This is a genomic window from Micromonospora andamanensis (assembly GCF_016863495.1).
Classification (GTDB): domain Bacteria; phylum Actinomycetota; class Actinomycetes; order Mycobacteriales; family Micromonosporaceae; genus Micromonospora; species Micromonospora andamanensis.
Genome location: NZ_BOOZ01000003.1, coordinates 234,454 through 249,882, shown reverse-complemented (window position 1 = coordinate 249,882; position 15,429 = coordinate 234,454). Strand labels below are relative to the sequence as shown.

Here is a 15,429-nt window from a genome sequence, read left to right as displayed (position 1 = left end):
GCTGGCCCGGGTCGGGACGCGGGTCAGCCGGCGACCCGGAGCAGGCGGGCGGACAGGTGCGGGGAGAGCGGCTGGCCGACAGCGGCCATGTCCTGCGCGTAGAGCAGGGCACCCTCGACGATGCCGAAGAGGCGGTGCCCGGCGGTGACCTCCTTCGCGGTGGCGGTCCGCACCACCGCGTCGGTGACGAACTCCACCTGGGTGCCCTTGCGCCGGCCGAGGTGCAGCTCCATCACCCCGGTCGGGGTGGTCAGCAGGGCCTCCAGCTCGTCGGTGGCCCGGTCGCCGTCCAGCACCGGACGCCACCAGCCGACCTCGCGACCGGCTGGCCGGACCGGACGGCTCTGCTCGTCGAGGATCCACGCCCGCGACTCGTAGTGCAGGAACGGCCGCCCGTCGTGGCTGATCCGGATCTCCTGGGCGAAGTCGAAGTCCTCGATGGTGGGGAAGCCACCTCGTCCGCGCCCCCGCCACACGCCGATGTACGGCAGCAGGCCGTCGAGCGCGGGGTGCAGTTTCGGGCCGACCCGCAGGTCGTGGCTCTCCTCGAAGGGGTACGCCTCGACCGGCGGCGCGTTCAGCCAGGGCGGCGGCGCCAACGGATTGTCGTCACTGCTCGCACTCACCGGATCACCTTCGTTCGCGACTGCGGGGCTCGCAAAACCGGCTCACTCCTCGCACTCACCGGATCACCACTTGCCTCTCGATATGCGTACCGCCAGGTAGACCAGGCCACCGGCGAGCGCGCCCAAGCCGGCGACCAGCAGGCTGACGAACCCGATCTCGGTGACCATCCGGGTCATCCTATGCTGGCAGGCATGGCCCGCACTCTCGTCGTCAAGGCCACCGCCGGTGCCGACGCACCGGAACGGTGCGCCCAGGCCTTCACCGTGGCAGCCACCGCGGCCGCCGCCGGGGTGCCCGTCTCGCTCTGGTTGACCGGGGAGTCGACCTGGTTCGCACTGCCCGGTCGGGCGCAGAACTTCGAGCTGCCGCACTCCGCCCCGCTGGCCGAGCTGCTGCACGTAGTCCTCGCCACCGGCACGGTGACGGCCTGCACCCAGTGCGCCGCCCGGCGGGACATCGACTCCGGCGACGTGATCCCCGGGGTACGGATCGCCGGGGCCGCCGTCTTCGTCGAGGAGACGATGGCCGAGGGCGCGCAGGCGCTCATCTACTGACTCGCCGGACAGCGTCCGGGAAGGCTCGGCGGCCAGCACCTGGGAAGGCGACGGAACCCGCCCGACAAGGCGGGCGAATGCCTACGATTCGGATGTGACCGAGGCCACCCAGCAGTTCTTCGCGACCCTGCCGGCCCGCGCCCCGGAGGTCCTGCGCGGTCCGGCCATGGGAACGCTGCGGATCGACCTGACCGAAGGGCACCGCACCGAGCACTGGCTGGTCCGAATGCGGCCGGGGGTCGCCGAGGTCGGGCAGGGCGCCGAGCCGGGGGACGCCACCTGGTACTGCTCGGTGGATCTCTTCGACCGGTTGGCCACCGGACGGGCGCAGGCCATCGCCACGACGTTCCGCAACGAGAGCACCTTCCGTGGCGACGTGGTGCTGTTCCTCGCGTTCCGCCGGTTCTTCCCATCCGCGCCCGGCACCCGGGATCCGCGCGAGGTGGCCCGCGAGCATGCCAGGTGGACCCGGTGAAGGAACTGGTGAGCATCCTCGACGGCAACACCTTCCTGGTCAGCGACCGTCGCGGGGACGTGGAGCCGTCGCTGGACTTCCCCACCGGCCTGTTCTCCTTCGACACCCGTTTCCTCTCCACCTGGCTGCTGCTGATCGACGGCGAACGGCTGCACGCCCTCTCCATCGACGATTCCGAATCCCACAAGACCCGCTACTTCCTGGTTCCGGGCGAACCGACCCATTTCCTGGACGCGAAGGTCTCGGTGATCAGGAGTCGGGCGATAAGCGGCGACCTGTCCGAGGAACTGACAGTGCTCAACCACTCCGGGCAGGAGATGAGCTTCACCGTCCGGATGGAGATGGCCGCCGACTTCGCGGACATCTTCGAGATCAAGGACACCAAGCGCAAGAAGGGACACAACACCGCGGCGCCCGGCGAGGACTCGTTGCGGCTGACCTACCGCCGGGACGCGTTCCACCGCGAGACGACGATCCACAGCACTGCCGCAGCCCAGGTCGACCGCCGGGGCATGACCTTTCCGATCCGGATCGGGCCGCACGGCGAGTGGACCACCCGGCTGACGGTCAACACGGTGATCTACGGTGCCCGCGGTCAGGACGTCCGCTCCCTACTGCCCTTCGCGGGCAGCCGGACGACGGCCGCCATCGAGGCCGAACACGCCGAGTTCATCGCCCGGGCGCCGAAGCTGGGTTGCGACTGCGAGCCGTTGGCCGGGGCGTACCGGCGCAGCCTGAACGACCTGGCCGCGCTGCGGTACGAGTCGATCGCGCTCGGCGTCCGCCTGATGGCCGCCGGCCTGCCCTGGTTCATGACCCTGTTCGGCCGGGACAGCATCTTCACCTCGCTTCAGGTGCTGCCCTTCATGCCGGAGCTGATCCCGCCGACGTTGACAATGCTTGCGGGGCTCCAGGGCCACCGGGTGGACGACTTCCGCGACGAGGAGCCGGGCAAGATCCTGCACGAGTTGCGCTACGGCGAGACCGCCGGCTTCGAGGAGCAGCCCCACACGCCCTACTACGGCGCGGCCGACTCGACAGCCCTGTTCGTGATCCTGCTCGACGAGTACGAGCGGTGGACCGGCGACGGCGCGTTGGTCAAACGGTTGGAGGCCTCGGCGCGGGCCGCGCTGACCTGGATCGACACCTACGGCGACCTGCTCGGCACCGGATACGTCTGGTACCAGACCCGCAGTCCCCAGGTCGGTCTGGAGAACCAGTGCTGGAAGGACTCCTGGGATGCGATCTGCTACTCCGACGGTCGGCTGCCGAGCTTTCCCCGGGCCACCTGCGAGTTGCAGGGCTACGCCTACGACGCCAAGCTGCGCGGCGCTCGGATGGCCCGGCTGCACTGGAACGACCCGATCTACGCCGACCGGCTGGAACGGGAGGCCGCCGAGCTGAAGGAGCGTTTCAACAGGGACTTCTGGCTGCCCGACAAGGAGTACTACGCGCTGGCCCTGGACTCCGACGGCAGCCCGGTCGACGCCCTCACCAGCAACATCGGGCACCTGCTCTGGAGTGGCATCGTCGATGAATCCCGGGCCCGGCGGGTCGCCGAACACCTTGTCGGTCCCCGGCTCTTCTCCGGCTGGGGCGTCCGTACCCTCGCCGACGACCAGGGCCGCTACAACCCGATCGGCTACCACGTCGGCACCGTCTGGCCGTTCGACAACTCGATAATCGCGTGGGGGCTGTGGAAGTACGGTCTCCGGGAGGAGGCGGGAAAGATCTGCGAGTCGATGTTGGCGGCGTCCCGCTACTTCGCCGGCCGGCTGCCGGAGGCATTCGCCGGCTACGAACGCGACCTGACCGACTACCCGGTGGAGTACCCGACCGCGTGCAGCCCGCAGGCCTGGTCGGCGGGCACACCGCTGCTGCTGCTCCGGGTCATGCTCGGACTCGAACCCCAGGGCGAGCACCTGATCATCGACCCGTACGTGCCGCCCGGGATGGGCCGGGTGGAACTGCTGGACATCCCCGGTCGGTGGGGTCGGGTGGACGCGCTGGGTCGCAGCCGCGACGAGGGCCCGAGCCGGCCGGACTGAGCGGCAGCCCGCTCCGCGAGGTGGCGCGGCTCAGCCGGGGCAACCGGTGGTCGCGAAGACCACGACCCGCTCCGGCTGGAAATCGGCGAGCACCGCGACGTCGTCGCGCCGGTAGGCGTACACCTCGGGGGTTTCCACCACAGGCGTGCCGCCGGCCAACGGCGCGAGCGCGGCCTGCGGCCCCGTTGCCACCTGGTCGACGACGGACCGGACGGTACGGGCCACCCCGCCGCCGGGGCAGGGGGCGGTCACCACCGACTCCGGGCCGTCGGCCCCGCCACCGAGCGCACGCACCGCCTCGGCCAGCGCGCCGACCTCGGGGCCCGCCGGGGTGGTCCCGGCCGCGTCGTAGTCGTCGCCCACCGGACGACACCCGGTCTCGACGGTGAACCGGATCCGACCGTCGGTCGCCGGCCGTCCGGTCACCGTGACGAACTCGCCCGCGTCGCCGCGCAGTCGGGGACCCTCGGGAGTGCGCCGGACACCGGCCCGCCACCGCTCGGGCAGCCGGTCGGCGATCCGCTCCAGCAGGGCCTGCTCCTCGCCCACCGGCGCGGCCAGATCGACAGCGCGGGTCAGCGTCGCACCGTCGGCGAGAGGGCTGATCCGGCAGCCTCTGTCGACCTCGGGTGGGGTCAGCGCCGGCACGCCGCCGTCAGCCGCCGCGACCAGTTGACCGACGGCACCGTCGACCACCGACCCGGCCTGGGTGAGGGTGCGTTGTTCCCGGACGGTCGGCGGATCCTGGGCCGACGAGACCCAGGTGAGGCCGGCCAACAGCACCGCCCAGACCACAGTCGCCGCGATCAGCCAGCGCGGCCACCGGGGGCCGGTGGCCGGTGGCCGGGGACCTGTCGGTGGGGGGTACCCGGTGTGGACGGTGCTGCTCACCCGGTCATCGTGTCACGCCGGGCGCGGCCTGCCGTCGGGACGCCCGCCGGCCGCCTCCGGCGGCGAGCTCAGCCGGTAGCCGACGCCGCGTACGGTCTGCACCTGCGGCCCGTCGACGAGCGTCCGCAGTTTGCGACGCAACCGCTTCACCGCCGAGTGCAGGATCGCCGTGTCGCCGAGGTAGGCACCGCCCCAGACGGAGGCGAACAGCCGCTCGTAACTCCACACCGTGACAGGTGGACTGACCAGCCGCGCCAACAGTTCCCGCTCGGTACGGGTCAGCCCCAGCGGCGTGCCGCGCCAGGTGACCAGGTGCCCGGCCCGGTCGACCACCAGATCCCCCCAGTTGGCCGGCCGGGCCGTGGGGCGCTCGTCGTGATCGTCGCTCGGCCCGGCCGGCTCCGGCGGCGGGGCGGGGAACATGGCCCTCAACTGGGCGAGGTCGGCGCAGATCACCACCGGCCCGACACCGTCCAGCCGCTGCACGACCCGCTGCCGCACGGTGGCGTCGGAGCTGACGCAGACAACTATCGGAAACTCTGGACCGGACACGACGCCTCCCCCGAGCGCAACCCTCTGACCTGCGACTTCCCTCGATCGCCAAAGACGGTCACCGATGACGCCCGATTCAGCCTAACGGTCAGAATCGCGCCTCGTCACTGACCGAGTACTGACCGACGCCGTCCATTGATCACTGACGGTCGGCGCAAGAGCATGACTCTCAGCGGGCGGAGGCACCACCACCGGCCACCCACATCGCCCCGGCCGCTCCGCGCCGCCGCGTCGCGGCGCGCGGGTGTGCGGGCCCGAACGGATCGGGACCGACGACGTGGGGAGGAACCTTGTTCACACGACCATCCACCCGGTCGCCACGATGGCGGGCGGTGGCGGTGCTGACCGCAGCCGTGCTGTGCGTCACCGGCCAGCCCGCCATCGCCGCGCCGACCCAACCGCCGGTGGCGCACCGAGCCACCGTCGACCCGGCGCTGCTCGACCAGCTCGGCACCACGTCGACCGCACCCTTTCTGGTCTATCTGACCGAGACCGCGCCGCTGGCGCAGGCCGGCCGGCTCCGCGATCCCGACGCCCGGGCCGGCGAGGTGCACCGGCTGCTCACCGACACGGCCGACCGCACCCAACGCGATCTGCGTACGCTGCTCGACGAGCGCAAGGTGCCGCACACCGCGTACTGGATCGCCAACGCGCTGCGGGTGGAGGGTGACAAGGCGCTGCTCGACGAGATCGCCCGCCGGCCGGAGGTGGCCCGGATCGCGCCGAGCCGCAGCTATCCGCTGATCCAGCCCACCGAGACCGAGGTCACGCGAGCCCGAACCGCAGCCGTCGAATGGGGACTGACGAACATCGGCGCACCCCGGGTCTGGGACGAGTTCGGTGCTCGTGGCGAGGGTGTCGTGGTCGCCAACATCGACAGTGGCGTGCGCTACGACCATGCCGCGCTGGTCGCCTCCTACCGGGGCAACCTCGGCGGCGGCAGCTTCGACCACGCGTACAACTGGTTCGACCCGGCCGGCGTGTGCGCCGGCACCGCGCCCTGCGACAACAACGACCACGGCACCCACACGATGGGCACCATGGTCGGTGACGACGGTGCGGGCAACCAGATCGGTGTCGCCCCGGGCGCGAAGTGGATCGCCGCCAAGGGTTGCGAGTCGGACAACTGCTCCGACGCCTCGCTGCTCGCCGCAGGTCAGTGGGTGCTCGCCCCCACCGACGCCGCCGGCCAGAACCCCCGACCCGACCTCCGCCCGGACATCGTGAACAACTCCTGGGGCGGGGACGGTGGTGACCTCTGGTACCAGCAGACGGTCGCCGCCTGGCGGGCCGCCGGCATGTTCCCCGTCTTCTCCTCCGGCAACGACGGTCCGGCTTGCGGCAGCGCCGGTTCACCAGGTGACTACCCGAACGCCTACGCGGTCGGCGCGTACGACGTGAACAACACGATCGCCGGATTCTCCGGGCGCGGCTCCGGTACCGAACCGCTGAAGCCCAACATCGCCGCGCCGGGCAGCAGCGTCCGGTCCAGCGTCCGTAACGGTGGATACGCCTCGTTCAGCGGCACCTCGATGGCCGCGCCGCACGTGGCCGGCACCGTGGCACTGCTCTGGGCGGCGGCACCCGGTCTGCGCGGAGACCTCGCCGCCACCGAGGAACTGCTGGACCGCACGGCCCGCGACGTCGACGCCACCACCTGCGGAGGTACGCCTGCCGACAACAACGTCTTCGGCGAGGGGCGGCTCGACGCGTACGCGGCGGTGCGGGACGCACCCCGGGGGCCGGTCGGCCGGGTCACAGGTGTGGTCACCGACTCCGCTGACGACGATCCGGTGTCCGGCGCGACGGTGACCGACGGCACCCGCAGCAGCACCACCGGCGCCGACGGTCGGTACACGCTGAGCGTGCCAGCCGGCGAGACCACCCTCTCGGTAAGCGCCTTCGGCTACGCCGAGCAGTCGGCGACGGTCACGGTGCCCGACGGCGGCACCGTCAGCCGGGACTTCAGCCTGCTCGCCACCCCGACGGTCACGGTGAGCGGCAAGGTCACCGACGGTTCCGGCCACGGCTGGCCGTTGTACGCCAGGATCGAGGTCGCCGGCCGGCCCGGTGATCCGGTCTTCACCGATCCGGTGACCGGCCGCTACTCCTTCACCCTGCCCGGCAACACCACATACCGGCTGACCGTCACCGCCAGGTACCCGGGTTACCGCACCGTCACCCGCGAGGTGGCCGTGGGCGGCGACGCCACAACCGTGAACGTGGCGGTACCCGTCGACGCCGCCTGCACGGCGGCCGGGTACACGGCGCAGTTCGGCACGCCGCTGCTCACGCAGAGCTTCGACGGGACGAGCGCACCCGCCGGCTGGACGGTGGCGAACCGGACCGCCTCCGGCGGCTGGGTCTTCAACGATCCCCGCTCCCGGGGCAACCTCACCGGCGGCAGCGGTGGCTTCGCCATCATCGACAGCGACGCCCTCGGCTCCGGCAACACGCAGGACACCGATTTGATCGCCCCGCCGATCGACATGTCCACGACGGCAGCACCGGTGCTGCGGTTCCGCAGCGACTGGCGGGCCGTCGGCATCAGCGACACCGCCGACATCGATGTCTCCACCGACTCCGGGGCCACCTGGACGAACGTCTGGCACCAGACCGCCAGCCGACGTGGTCCCCGGATCGAGGAGGTGCCGCTCGACCCGGCCGCGAACGCCGCGTCCGCGCTCGTTCGATTCCGGTTCAAGGGCACCTTCGCCTGGTGGTGGCAGGTGGACGACGTACAGGTGGTCAACCGGGAATGCTCGCCGGTGCCCGGCGGGCTGGTGGTCGGCACCACCACCGACCGCAACACCGGCGACCCGCTCAACGGCGTGACAGTGGTCAGCGACGACCGTCCTGAGAACATGGCGGTCTCGGCCGCCACGCCCGAGGACCCGGCCGAGCCGGACGGCTTCTACTGGCTCTTCTCGGACCTCACCGGCACCCACCCGTTCACCGCCGACCGCACCCCGTACGCGCCTGTCACCAAGGACGTGACGGTCACCGCCGACAAGGTCAAACGGGCGAACTTCGCCCTCGCCGCCGGCCGGCTGACCGTCAGCCCGACGACTATCGAGTCGCACCAGCCGTACGGCAGCACCCGCACCACCCGGGTGACGGTTCGCAACACCGGTACCGCGCCGGCAAGTGTCGACCTGCTGGAACGCGCCGGTCAGTTCGAACTGCTCAGGCGCGCCGGCGCACCGCTGCGGGAGCAGAAGATGAAGGGGATCAGCAAGGCCCGCACCGGCACCGCGTACGGCGGGGCGGCACCCGAGGCCACGATCGCCGAGGACGAGGCGTGGAGCGAGATCGCCAAGCTGCCGGCGGCCATCTTCGACAACGCCGCCGCTTGGCTGGACGGGAAGATCTACTCGGTCGGTGGTGGCGGTGGCACCGGCACCGAGCGCAAGGCCTGGGCGTACGACCCGGGGCCTGGCGCCTGGACGGCCCTGCCTGACCTGCCGACGGTGCGCTCCAAGCCCGCCGCGGCGGCGGTCGGCGGCAAGCTCTACGTGATCGGAGGTTGGGGGGCTGACGATGCGACAGTCGCCACCGTCGACGTCTTCGACCCGGCCGCCGGAACCTGGAGCACCCTGCCGGGGGTGACAAATCCGGCCCCGGTCGCGGCGGCCGGTGCGGCAGTGGTCGGTGGGAAGGTCTATCTCGTGGGTGGCTGCGCGGACGCCACCTGCACCGACAGCGACGGGCTGGTGGTCTTCGACGCGGCGACCGGCACGTTCAGCACCGGTGCCGCCTACCCGCACCCGGTGTCGTGGCTGGCCTGCGGCGGGATCGGTGCCTCGGTCTACTGTGCCGGCGGCACGGGCAGCACCGAGTACACCGACGCCTACCGGTACGACCCCGCGGCAAACAGTTGGAGTCCGCTGCCGGAGCTGCCGCTGGAGCTGTGGGGTTCGCAGTACGCGGCGGCCGGTGGGCTGCTGGTGCTGGCCGGCGGGGTGACCGACGGATCGACGGCGGTCACCAACCGCACCGTCGGCTTCGACCCGGTCACCGGAGCCTGGCGGGACCTGCCAAACGTCCGGTTCAGCAGGTACCGGGGGGCCGCCGCATGCGGCGCGTACAAGGTCGGCGGGTCGCCCAGTTCCTTCGTGGGCAGCGCGGACAGCGAACGGCTCGGTGGCCTGGAACTCTGCGCCGCCGATGCGGACCTGCCCTGGCTGGGTAGCTCCCCGACCGCGTTCACCCTGGCACCTGGTGAGTCCCGGACGGTGACCGTCACCCTCACCGCCACCGAGGCTGCGGGCGTCGCCCAACCCGGCCGGTACGCGGGCGAACTCGCCATCGCCTCCGACACCCCCTACCCGGTCACCCCGGTCTCGGTGGAGATGAACGTGTCGCCGCCGGCCAGCTGGGGCAAGATCCGGGGCACCGTCACGGGTACGACCTGCGGCGGCGTCACGGTCGGCATCCCGGCCACGGTCCGGGTGAACCTGATCTCGGCCGGCACCGGCACGACGCTGACGGCCGACGCCAACGGCCGTTACGCCTGGTGGCTGCCGAAGGGCCGCTACGAGGTGATCGTGGCCAAGGACGGCTGGGTGCCGCAGGTGCAGCGCCACCGGGTCGAGGCGGGCATCGTCGGCACGCTCGACTTCGCCCTGGACCCGGTCGCCAACTGCACCAGAGCCACCGGAATCTGACCCTCCCGCACCACGGGGCGCCGACCCTCCCGGGCCGGCGCCCCGCCAGGGAGGCCCAGCAGTTTCGGGGACACTGCCACATCCGGCCGTCGTCGAAGCAGCAACGTCAGCGCAGTCGCGCGGCGGCCCGGACGGCGCGTGGCCCGCGTTCCTCCTTCGGGAGGCACGCGGGCCACGGGACGATCAGAGCGTGGGTCAGTCGGTGACGGTGACGGACACCTCGTTGATGCCGCGACCGGCGGTCACCGTGGTGTCCCCGTTGCCCTGGCGGGAGAGCGCCCGCAACGTCCAGGCACCAGGTGCGGCGAAGAAGCGGAACTGACCGGCCGGCGAGGTCACCACCTCGGCGGTGAACTCACCTGTCGAGTCGAGCAGCCGGACGTACGCGCCCGGCACCGCCTCGCCCGCCGCGGAGCGGACGACACCGGTGATGACGGTCTCCCGTTCCAGGTCGAGGCCGGCCGGCAGCGGGGCGGCCTGGTCCGGGGCGGCGCAGCCGGCGGCGGTGGTGCTCGCTGCGGTGGGTGCGGTCATCTCAGGCCTCCCCCGGCTCATCGCCGAGCGCCACCGGCACACCGACAAGCGAGCCGTACTCGGTCCACGATCCGTCGTAGTTCTTCACGTTGCGGTGACCCAGCAGCTCCTGGAGGACGAACCAGGTGTGCGAGGAACGCTCGCCGATCCGGCAGTAGGCGATCGTCTCCTTGCTGTCGTCCAGCCCGGCCTCACCGTAGATCCTGCGCAGCTCGTCGTCGGACTTGAAGGTGCCGTCCTCGTTCGCCGCCTTCGACCACGGCACGCTTATCGCGGTCGGGATGTGGCCGCCCCGCTGCGCCTGCTCCTGCGGCAGGTGGGCGGGGGCGAGCAGGCGGCCGGCGTACTCGTCGGGGCTGCGCACGTCGACCAGGTTCTTGGTGCCGATCGCGTCGACGACCTCGTCGCGGAAGGCCCGGATGCTGGTGTCCGGCTCGCCGGCGACGTACTGGGTGGCCGGGCGGGTCACCGTGTCCTTGACCAGCGGGCGGGCGTCCAGCTCCCACTTCTTGCGACCACCGTCGAGCAGCTTGACGTCGCGGTGGCCGTAGAGCTTGAAGTACCAGTACGCGTACGCGGCGAACCAGTTGTTGTTGCCGCCGTAGAGGATGACGGTGTCGTCGTTGCTGATGCCCCGCTCGGAGAGCAGCGCCGCGAACTGGGTCTTGTTGACGAAGTCCCGGCGGACCGGGTCCTGGAGGTCGGTCTTCCAGTCCAACTTGATGGCACCGGCGATGTGGCCGGAGTCGTAGGCCGAGGTGTCCTCGTCGACCTCGACGAAGACGACGCCCGGGGCGTCGAGGTTCTTCTCGGCCCACTCGGCCGAGACGAGTGCGGTGTCGCGACTCATCAGATCACTCCCTGGTGAGGATGGATGGTGAGCCAGCGCGCGGAGGTCGTGGGATGTGAAGGTGTCGCACCACGCGCGGGACCCATAGCTAGGAACGGATCACGGGTTCGTGCGACGGCGCCGCTGCCGGGCGTTTGGTGGGATGCACCGGGAACTAGGTACGCGACCCCGAGTGCCTTGGCCGCTGAGCGGCCCGAGACAGCCCCGCCGTCAGATGACGGGGCGACACAGGCAGGTGGCCACGCGGCACAGGTCGACCGCGCGCCGTTTGGTGAGGAGCGTCCCCATGAGCAGGGAGCCTACCAGCGATCCCAGATATCTCTACCGGCCCGACCAGCATCCGGGACACCGGGCCGGCGATCAGCCGGCCGAGTTGATCGGCACGTCCCGTGCGTCGGCGGTCACCGTCAGCCCCTGCGGCTGCGGCCGGACCTCGCGGACGGTGAGCTGGAACGGCAACTCCGGCAGGGGCACGTCGACCGAGATGCTGCGCGCGAAGTTGTTCACCAGGGTGCGGGCCAACGGCACGTCCGGCAGCCCTTCGGCGTTCAGGTCGTCAAACTTCAACGCCACCTGCCCCTCCTCGCCGACGACGATGTCGGCGGTGCCGGTGACGGTCAGCCGCTGGCCGAGGACGTCCACCGGGGCGGTGACGGCGAGTTGCCCGTCCCGCTCGCCGAGGGTCAGCCCTTCCCGGTCGAGCAGGGCCGCCAGGCTCTGGTAGCTGATGGTGCCGGTGCCGTTGACGGTCTCGGCAACCACCTCACCCTGGCCGGTGCGCAGGGTGTCGAGCGACGCCCGTACGTTCCGGGCGTCGACGTCCAGGCTGGGCAGCGCGACCGCGTCGCCCTGCACCGACGCCTGCACGTCCCGCAACTTGATCGAGATGCGTTCGTACCGGCCGTCGAGCACCTGGGTGAGGAACGGGAAGCCGCCCACCTCGACCTCGGGCGGCGAGGACTGCGCCCCCTGCTCGGCGACCTGCTGACGCACCTCGTCGGCGATGGTGCGCTCGGCCACGCTCGCGGCCACCCGGTCGGCGATGGCGACAAGTCCGGCGAGTACGAGCAGCAGCACGACGAACCCGATGAGCACCTTGCGTCCACGTCGCCGTGGCCGCTGTCCGTACGCCTGCTCCTGCTCCACGCCGCCTCCTGTCTCGTCGTACCTCGATGCCGCCAGCGGCGACCCGGTGGTACCCCTGGTCCGGATTTCTCAATCTCGCGCGGCCGGAACGTGCCGCCCCGCGCCGGCTGTCAGAGCACCAGCCGGCACATCAGGTACGCGGCCGGCGCCGCCATCGCGAAACCGCCGAGGGGCCCCTGCACGTGCCGGGCGGCCCAGACCGGAGGCACCTCACCGGCCATCAGTCGACCCGCCTCCGCGTAGCTGACGGCGAGGTCCGCAAGTACTGCGACAACCGCTGCCACCAGTCCGATGATCGCGGCCCGGGTAGGGGTGAACGGGGTGACCAGGTACCCGCCGAGAAGCGCACTGGCCAGGGTGCCGACCATGGCGCCGCCGACCACTCCCGCCGCGCCCCTGGGCACCTGCGGCGCCAGTCGCGGCCAGGCGGCGACGGCGTCGGTGAGTCGGGCGACGGTCAGCGCCACCCCGGCCGCGGTGAGGCAGACGGCTATCGCCTGGGTACCGGCCGGGATCCGGGTGAGCACGATGAGCGTGGCGAAGGCGACCAACCCGAAGACGATCGTCGCGGTGGTCCGCAGCGAGTCGGTCACCCGGACCCGGTCCACCCGCCGGACCAGTTGGCCGAGCACCGCGGCGAGCACTCCGCCGACCGCGACGTACAGGAGCGGCACCAACCGGGCCTCGGCCGACCGTACGGCCACCACGTCGGCCGTCACCGCGGTCAGCGCGCCGACCCCGAGGACGACCGCCAACGCCGGCGGCCGGGTGACCATTGTCCAGGCGAGCAGGAAGAGCACCTGCACGGTGAGCACCACGAGGGTGAAGGGCAGCCGGTAACCCGGATTGGACGTCTGCGCGGCGATGACCAGGCCGAGGCCGAGCAGCGCGGCGAAGCCGCCGATGGCGAGGGAGAGCTGCCGGCGTACCTCGACCGGCGGTTCCTCGTCCTCCTCGTCGTCGGCGTCCGGCTCGTCGTCGGGACGACGGGCCGACCCGCCGCGGCGCAGCCGGCGTGGGCCACGGGAGCGCCGCTCGTCGGTCTCCACGACCGGACCGGTACCGGGCGGGGCGGACGCGTCCTCGGTCCACGGGTCACGGCCGGTCTCGGGCGAGTTGGAGGAAAACACCTACCGATCGTGCCAGACCAACCTCACATCGCGGGTGCCAGCGTTTCCGCGACGTTAAAACCTGAGCCGCGATCAGGGGCAGATGGGGCAAAGAGGAAACCGCGCCGAGGTCGCGCCCGACCAATCGGTTACGCTCAACGGCGAAACCCGCCCGTCAGCGACGCCGGGACCCACGGAAGTTCCCAGCGCCACACCCCGCAGGCGTGCCGCTGGTCGCGCGCGGCCGCTACCGGCCGCCGGGACGGAGGTGATCGTGGAGATCCTGCTGTTGGTGACCGCCCGGGCAGGCGAACCATCCGCAGTGCTACCGGCACTGGACCTGCTGCCGCACTCGGTTCGCACCGCACCCCGCGACGTCCGCACCCTGGTCGCTGGCCCGAGCCCGGACGCCGTGCTCGTCGACGCCCGCTCCGAGCTGAGCGAGGCCCGAGCCACCTGCCGGATGCTGCACGCCACCGGGCTCGGCGTACCGCTCGTCGCGGTGGTCACCGAGGCCGGGCTGATCGCCCTGAACGCCGACTGGGGGGTCGACGACGTCATCCTCGCCTCCGCCGGCCCGGCCGAGGTGGAGGCCCGGCTGCGGCTCGCGGTCGGCAGGCTGAGCAACGCGACGGCCGGCGCCGGCGGTTCCATCCGGGCCGGCGAGCTGATGATCGACCCGGACACCTACGCCGCGAAGCTCAAGGGTCGCCCGCTCGACCTCACGTACAAGGAGTTCGAGCTGCTGAAGTTCCTCGCCCAGCACCCGGGTCGGGTGTTCACCCGCGACCAGTTGCTGCGCGAGGTGTGGGGCTACGACTACTTCGGCGGCACCCGGACTGTCGACGTGCACGTTCGTCGCCTGCGCGCGAAGCTCGGCTCCGAGTACGAGTCGATGATCGGGACCGTGCGGCAGGTCGGCTACAAGTTCGTGGTGCCACCGTCGCGGGCCCTGTCGGAGGCTGCCGAGCACGCGCCGCTGCCGGTGCGCGCCCTCAGCATCGAAGGCTAAAACTCCGATATGCCCTTTTTGGTCGACTGGCAGGTCTTATCGTGACTGCCAGTTGACCAGCGGGGGGCTTTGGTGGGCGGTAACCAGGTGGGGGCGGCACGAGCCGTCGGAATCATCACGCTCGTGGTGACGGCGGTGCTCGGCACGGCGTACCTGCTCGGACGAAGCCTGGTACCCGACCCGTCGCGCACCGACACCGCTGTCACCGCGACCGGCGCGGACCACCCCGAGTACGCCGACCAGTCCGCACCCATCGACGCCGAACCCGACGCGAGCCGTTCGCCGGACGCCGGGCCGGACGGGTCGCAAGGCTCCGACGAACACGCGCAGGACCCGAACATCGGCCCGATGGGTACCCGGGTGAGCACCGGCACCGCAGGTGTGGCGCTCACCTTCGACGACGGTCCGCACCCCGACTACACCCCCCAGGTCCTCGCGATCCTGCGGGATTACCACGTCACGGCCACCTTCTGCGTGGTCGGCAAGAACGCTCAGGCGTACCCGTGGCTGGTCGAGCAGATCGTGGCCGAAGGGCACACGCTCTGCAACCACAGCTGGGACCATGACGTCGCCCTGGGCGCCCGCTCACCCGAGGTGATCCGGGCCGATCTGATGCGGACCAGCGAGGCGATCCGCGCGGCGGTGCCCGACGCGCCCATCGCCTGGTACCGGCAGCCCGGCGGCGCCTGGACCTACTCGGTCATCTCGGTCTCCCGGGACCTCGGCATGGCACCGCTGCACTGGACGCTGGACCCGTCCGACTGGCGGGCGCCCGGAGCCAGCCGGATCGCCAGCTCCGTGCTCAACGCGGCGCGGCCCGGCTCGATAGTCCTGCTGCACGACGCGGGCGGCGACCGTCAGGGCACCGTCAACGCGCTGTACCGGATCCTGCCGGAACTGGCCGGCCGGTTCGAGGTCCAGGCGCTGCCACCGCGCGGACTGTGACGGGCGCACCACCCGCCAC

15 protein-coding genes are annotated in these 15,429 nt (G+C 71.5%); 6 read left to right on the top strand and 9 right to left on the bottom strand.

The genetic code is table 11. From position 1 onward, the window contains the following. Window positions 1–23: 23 nt before the first annotated feature. Window positions 24–626: a heme-binding beta-barrel domain-containing protein gene (locus Van01_RS03640; RefSeq protein WP_203999792.1), complete on the bottom strand. Its 603-nt coding sequence runs from the start codon at window positions 624–626 to the stop codon at window positions 24–26. 63 nt (window positions 627–689) lie between these two features. Continuing rightward, window positions 690–794, bottom strand: coding sequence for a small membrane protein MtfM (mtfM, locus tag Van01_RS33425; RefSeq protein WP_046570768.1), 105 nt, complete (start codon window positions 792–794; stop codon window positions 690–692). A 12-nt stretch (window positions 795–806) separates the two neighbouring features. On the opposite strand from mtfM, the gene Van01_RS03635 reads away from it, so the two are divergent. From Van01_RS03635 to Van01_RS03625, 3 genes are all read left to right on the top strand, one after another. After that, entirely contained in the window at window positions 807–1,181 is a 375-nt protein-coding gene (locus Van01_RS03635) for a DsrE family protein (protein ID WP_203999789.1), read from the top strand. Window positions 1,182–1,275: 94 nt separating this feature from the next. Beyond that, window positions 1,276–1,656: an SCP2 sterol-binding domain-containing protein gene (locus tag Van01_RS03630; protein WP_203999786.1), complete on the top strand. Its 381-nt coding sequence runs from the start codon at window positions 1,276–1,278 to the stop codon at window positions 1,654–1,656. Then, complete coding sequence (locus Van01_RS03625) at window positions 1,653–3,704, top strand: amylo-alpha-1,6-glucosidase (protein ID WP_203999783.1); 2,052 nt, start codon at window positions 1,653–1,655, stop codon at window positions 3,702–3,704. The genes Van01_RS03630 and Van01_RS03625 overlap by 4 nt, the downstream gene beginning before the upstream one ends. A 30-nt stretch (window positions 3,705–3,734) precedes the next feature. Here Van01_RS03625 and Van01_RS03620 read toward each other — a convergent pair whose 3' ends face one another. Both Van01_RS03620 and Van01_RS03615 read right to left on the bottom strand, forming a co-directional pair. After that, window positions 3,735–4,595, bottom strand: coding sequence for a protein kinase family protein (locus tag Van01_RS03620; protein WP_203999780.1), 861 nt, complete (start codon window positions 4,593–4,595; stop codon window positions 3,735–3,737). 12 nt (window positions 4,596–4,607) lie between these two features. Beyond that, window positions 4,608–5,147: a winged helix-turn-helix domain-containing protein gene (locus Van01_RS03615; protein ID WP_203999777.1), complete on the bottom strand. Its 540-nt coding sequence runs from the start codon at window positions 5,145–5,147 to the stop codon at window positions 4,608–4,610. Between the two features lie 290 nt (window positions 5,148–5,437). Between Van01_RS03615 and Van01_RS03610 the strand changes: the two genes are divergently transcribed. Beyond that, window positions 5,438–9,814, top strand: coding sequence for a S8 family serine peptidase (locus Van01_RS03610; protein WP_239098831.1), 4,377 nt, complete (start codon window positions 5,438–5,440; stop codon window positions 9,812–9,814). 195 nt (window positions 9,815–10,009) lie between these two features. On the opposite strand, the gene Van01_RS03605 is transcribed toward Van01_RS03610, so the two are convergent. The 5 genes from Van01_RS03605 to Van01_RS03590 all read right to left on the bottom strand — a co-directional run bounded on the left by Van01_RS03605 (window position 10,010) and on the right by Van01_RS03590 (window position 13,474). Next, window positions 10,010–10,348 (bottom strand): DUF1416 domain-containing protein, encoded by a 339-nt coding sequence (locus tag Van01_RS03605; protein ID WP_203999774.1) that lies wholly within the window; start codon window positions 10,346–10,348, stop codon window positions 10,010–10,012. Between the two features lies 1 nt (window position 10,349). Next, the gene (locus tag Van01_RS03600) at window positions 10,350–11,198 is read right to left on the bottom strand and encodes a sulfurtransferase (protein ID WP_203999771.1); all 849 of its coding nucleotides are present in this window, start codon (window positions 11,196–11,198) and stop codon (window positions 10,350–10,352) included. A 210-nt stretch (window positions 11,199–11,408) separates the two neighbouring features. Continuing rightward, window positions 11,409–11,486 carry an Ms5788A family Cys-rich leader peptide gene (locus Van01_RS33735; RefSeq protein WP_311202345.1) on the bottom strand — a complete coding sequence of 26 codons (78 nt, stop codon included), beginning with the start codon at window positions 11,484–11,486 and terminating at the stop codon, window positions 11,409–11,411. 72 nt (window positions 11,487–11,558) lie between these two features. After that, window positions 11,559–12,344: an LmeA family phospholipid-binding protein gene (locus Van01_RS03595; protein WP_203999768.1), complete on the bottom strand. Its 786-nt coding sequence runs from the start codon at window positions 12,342–12,344 to the stop codon at window positions 11,559–11,561. A gap of 110 nt (window positions 12,345–12,454) precedes the next feature. Next, the gene (locus tag Van01_RS03590) at window positions 12,455–13,474 is read right to left on the bottom strand and encodes a hypothetical protein (RefSeq protein WP_203999765.1); all 1,020 of its coding nucleotides are present in this window, start codon (window positions 13,472–13,474) and stop codon (window positions 12,455–12,457) included. A 247-nt stretch (window positions 13,475–13,721) separates the two neighbouring features. Here Van01_RS03590 and Van01_RS03585 point away from each other — a divergent pair, with 247 nt between their 5' ends. Beyond that, window positions 13,722–14,465, top strand: coding sequence for a winged helix-turn-helix transcriptional regulator (locus Van01_RS03585; RefSeq protein ID WP_203999762.1), 744 nt, complete (start codon window positions 13,722–13,724; stop codon window positions 14,463–14,465). A gap of 69 nt (window positions 14,466–14,534) precedes the next feature. Beyond that, window positions 14,535–15,410: a polysaccharide deacetylase family protein gene (locus Van01_RS03580; RefSeq protein ID WP_373306204.1), complete on the top strand. Its 876-nt coding sequence runs from the start codon at window positions 14,535–14,537 to the stop codon at window positions 15,408–15,410. The last annotated feature ends 19 nt before the right edge of the window (window positions 15,411–15,429 follow it).